The 4,271-nt window shown below is 64.8% G+C and carries 2 protein-coding genes; both read right to left on the reverse strand.

The annotated features are described in order from the left end of the window. A partial coding sequence (locus AMM33_RS17935) for an Ig-like domain-containing protein (protein WP_228768220.1) occupies window positions 1–4,106 on the reverse strand: 4,106 nt, incomplete at its 3' end. Then, a complete protein-coding gene (locus tag AMM33_RS22760) occupies window positions 3,997–4,254 on the reverse strand; it encodes an SDR family NAD(P)-dependent oxidoreductase (RefSeq protein WP_369802474.1) in 258 nt (85 codons plus the stop codon). The genes AMM33_RS22760 and AMM33_RS17935, both read right to left, overlap by 110 nt. Window positions 4,255–4,271 lie beyond the last annotated feature (17 nt).

Below are 4,271 nucleotides of genomic sequence, written 5' to 3' on the forward strand. Positions count from 1 at the left end.
CCCGCAGTGCCGGTGCCACTGATCGTGGGCTTCGTAACGATGCTCAGTTCGTCGAGATCTACGCCCCTGCCGCTCGCGGCGCTGTTTGGAGCAGCTGGYGCGGCAGGTGTGGTCKTGTCGAGGGTGATGACCAGCGGCGTGACTGGGCTTGTGTTACCCGCAGCGTCGGTAGAGGTGACGTTCAATGCGTTTGCACCTGCGGGCAGCGCTGTCGTGGGTGTGACGCTCCACGTTCCGTTGGCCGCTACGGTGGCGGTGCCGATCACGGCGCCAGCGGAGTCTTTGACCGTGATGGCTTCCCCCGCAGTGCCGGTGCCACTGATCGTGGGCGTCGTGTCGTTGGTCAGTTGGTCACCCAATAGGCCACTGTCGCTCGAAGCATCGACTGTGGCAACAGGTGCCGCAGAAGCCGTGTTGTCGAGGGTGATGACCAGCGGCGTGGCGGCGCTGGTGTTTCCAGCGGCGTCGGTGGTGGTGACGCTCAGGTTGTTGGCGCCTGAGGCCAGCGCTGTCGTTGGCGTCACGCTCCACGTTCCGTTGGCAGCTACGGAGGCGGTGCCGATCACGGCTCCAGCGGGGTCTTTGACTGTGATGACTTCACCCGCAGTGCCGGTGCCACTGATCGTGGGCGTCGTGTCGTTGGTCCGTTGGTCACCCAGCACACCGCTGTCACTGCTGGCGTCCAGCATGGCGGTCGGAGCGGCAGAGGCTGTGGTGTCGAGGGTGATGACCAGCGAGGTGGCTGGGCTGATTTGATTGCTGGCGCTCGTTGCAGTCACGCTCAGGGTGTTTGCACCTGAGGGCAGCATCGCGGAGGGTGTGATGGTCCAGGTGCCGTTGACATCCACGGTGGCGGTGCCGATCACGGCATTGGCGGCGTCCTTGAGGGTGATGACTTCACCCGCTGTACCTGTACCACTGATCGCGGGCGTGGTGTCGTTGGTGGTGTTGTCACCCTGCACACCGCTGTCGCTGCTGGTGTCCAGGTTTGCTGTCGGAGCGGTTGGCGCGGCAGGTGTGGCCGTGTCGAGGGTGATGACCAGCGGCGTGGCTGGGCTGGTGTTGCCCGCAGCGTCGGTGGATGTGACGTTCAGGTTGTTCGCGCCAGAGGCCAGCGCTGCCGTGGGTGTGACGCTCCACGTTTCGTTAGAAGCTACGGTGGCGGTGCCGATGACTGCGCCAGAGACGTCTTTGACCGTGATGACTTCACCCGCAGTGCCGGTGCCACTGATCGTGGGCGTCGTGTCGTTGGTCAGTTGGTCGCCCAATACGCCACTGTCGCTCGAAGCATCGACTGTGGCAACAGGTGCCGCAGAAGCCGTGTTGTCGAGAGTGATGACCAGCGGCGTGACTGGGCTTGTGTTACCCGCAGCGTCGGTAGAGGTGACGTTCAATGCGTTTGCACCTGCGGGCAGCGCTGTCGTGGGTGTGACGCTCCACGTTCCGTTGGCCGCTACGGTGGCGGTGCCGATCACGGCGCCAGCGGAGTCTTTGACCGTGATGGCTTCCCCCGCAGTGCCGGTGCCACTGATCGTGGGCGTCGTGTCGTTGGTCAGTTGGTCACCCAATAGGCCACTGTCGCTCGAAGCATCGACTGTGGCAACAGGTGCCGCAGAAGCCGTGTTGTCGAGGGTGATGACCAGCGGCGTGGCGGCGCTGGTGTTTCCAGCGGCGTCGGTGATGGTGACGCTCAGGTTGTTGGCGCCTGAGGCCAGCGCTGTCGTTGGCGTCACGCTCCACGTTCCGTTGGCAGCTACGGAGGCGGTGCCGATCACGGCTCCAGCGGGGTCTTTGACTGTGATGACTTCACCCGCAGTGCCGGTGCCACTGATCGTGGGCATCGTGTCGTTGGTAGTGTTATCGCCCAGCACACCGCTGTCGCTGCTGGCGTCCAGCATGGCGGTGGGGGCGGCAGAGGCTGTGGTGTCTAGGGTGATGACCAGCGAGGTGGCTGGGCTGATTTGATTGCTGGCGCTCGTTGCAGTCACGCTCAGGGTGTTTGCACCTGAGGGCAGCATCGCGGAGGGTGTGATGGTCCAGGTGCCGTTGACATCCACGGTGGCGGTGCCGATCACGGCATTGGCGGCGTCCTTGAGGGTGATGACTTCACCCGCTGTACCTGTACCACTGATCGCGGGCATGGTGTCGTTGGTGGTGTTGTCACCCTGCACACCGCTGTCGCTGCTGGTGTCCAGGTTTGCTGTCGGAGCGGTTGGCGCGGCAGGTGTGGCCGTGTCGAGGGTGATGACCAACGGCGTGGCTGGGCTGGTGTTGCCCGCAGCGTCTGTGGTGGTGACGCTCAGGTTGTTCGCGCCCGAGGGCAGCGCTGCCGTTGGCGTCACGCTCCACGTTCCGTTGGCCGCTACGGTGGCGGTGCCGATCACGGCGCCAGCGGAGTCTTTGACCGTGATGGCTTCCCCCGCAGTGCCGGTGCCACTGATCGTGGGCGTCGTGTCGTTGGTCAGTTGGTCACCCAATAGGCCACTGTCGCTCGAAGCATCGAGTGTGGCAACAGGTGCCGCAGAAGCCGTGTTGTCGAGGGTGATGACCAGCGGCGTGGCGGCGCTGGTGTTTCCAGCGGCGTCGGTGGTGGTGACGCTCAGGTTGTTGGCGCCTGAGGCCAGCGCTGTCGTTGGCGTCACGCTCCACGTTCCGTTGGCAGCTACGGAGGCGGTGCCGATCACGGCTCCAGCGGGGTCTTTGACTGTGATGACTTCACCCGCAGTGCCGGTGCCACTGATCGTGGGCGTCGTGTCGTTGGTCAGTTGGTCACCCAGCACACCGCTGTCACTGCTGGCGTCCAGCATGGCGGTCGGAGCGGCAGAGGCTGTGGTGTCGAGGGTGATGACCAGCGAGGTGGCTGGGCTGATTTGATTGCTGGCGCTCGTTGCAGTCACGCTCAGGGTGTTTGCACCGGAGGGCAGCATCGCGGAGGGTGTGATGGTCCAGGTGCCGTTGACATCCACGGTGGCGGTGCCGATCACGGCATTGGCGGCGTCCTTGAGGGTGATGACTTCACCCGCTGTACCTGTACCACTGATCGCGGGCGTGGTGTCGTTGGTGGTGTTGTCACCCTGCACACCGCTGTCGCTGCTGGTGTCCAGGTTTGCTGTCGGAGCGGTTGGCGCGGCAGGTGTGGCCGTGTCGATGGTGATGACCAGCGGCGTGGCTGGGCTGGTGTTGCCCGCAGCGTCGGTGGATGTGACGTTCAGGTTGTTCGCGCCCGAGGGCAGCGCTGCCGTTGGCGTCACGCTCCACGTTTCGTTAGAAGCTACGGTGGCGGTGCCGATGACGGCGCCAGAGACGTCTTTGACCGTGATGACTTCACCCGCAGTGCCGGTGCCACTGATCGTGGGCGTCGTGTCGTTGGTCAGTTGGTCACCCAGCACACCGCTGTCGCTGCTGGCGTCCAGCATGGCGGTGGGGGCGGCAGAGGCCGTGGTGTCGAGGGTGATGACCAGCGGCGTGGCGGCGCTGGTGTTTCCCGCAGCGTCGGTGGTGGTGACGCTCAGGTTGTTGGCGCCTGAGGCCAGCGCTGTCGTGGGTGTGACGCTCCACGTTCCGTTGGCAGCCACGGTGGCGGTGCCGATGACTGCGCCTGCGGGGTCTTTGACCGTGATGACTTCGCCCGCAGTGCCGGTGCCACTGATCGTGGGCGTCGTGTCGTTGGTCAGTTGGTCACCCAGCACACCGCTGTCGCTGCTGGCGTCCAGCATGGCGGTGGGGGCGGCAGAGGCCGTGGTGTCGAGGGTGATGACCAGCGGCGTGGCGGCGCTGGTGTTTCCAGCGGCGTCGGTGGTGGTGACGCTCAGGTTGTTGGCGCCTGAGGCCAGCGCTGTCGTTGGCGTCACGCTCCACGTTCCGTTGGCAGCTACGGAGGCGGTGCCGATCACGGCTCCAGCGGGGTCTTTGACTGTGATGACTTCACCCGCAGTGCCGGTGCCACTGATCGTGGGCGTCGTGTCGTTGGTCCGTTGGTCACCCAGCACACCGCTGTCACTGCTGGCGTCCAGCATGGCGGTCGGAGCGGCAGAGGCTGTGGTGTCGAGGGTGATGACCAGCGAGGTGGCTGGGCTGATTTGATTGCTGGCGCTCGTTGCAGTCACGCTCAGGGTGTTTGCACCTGAGGGCAATACTGTGCAACGGGACGCGAATCTGCATGCCCGCGTTGTTGACCAGGATGTCGATCGGGCCATCGACCTCGATGTGCTCGACGGCAGCACGTACGCTGTCGGCATCGGTCACATCAAACACCGACGTGCTGACCGACA

This window comes from Limnohabitans sp. DM1 (assembly GCF_001269385.1).
Lineage (GTDB): Bacteria > Pseudomonadota > Gammaproteobacteria > Burkholderiales > Burkholderiaceae_C > Limnohabitans_A.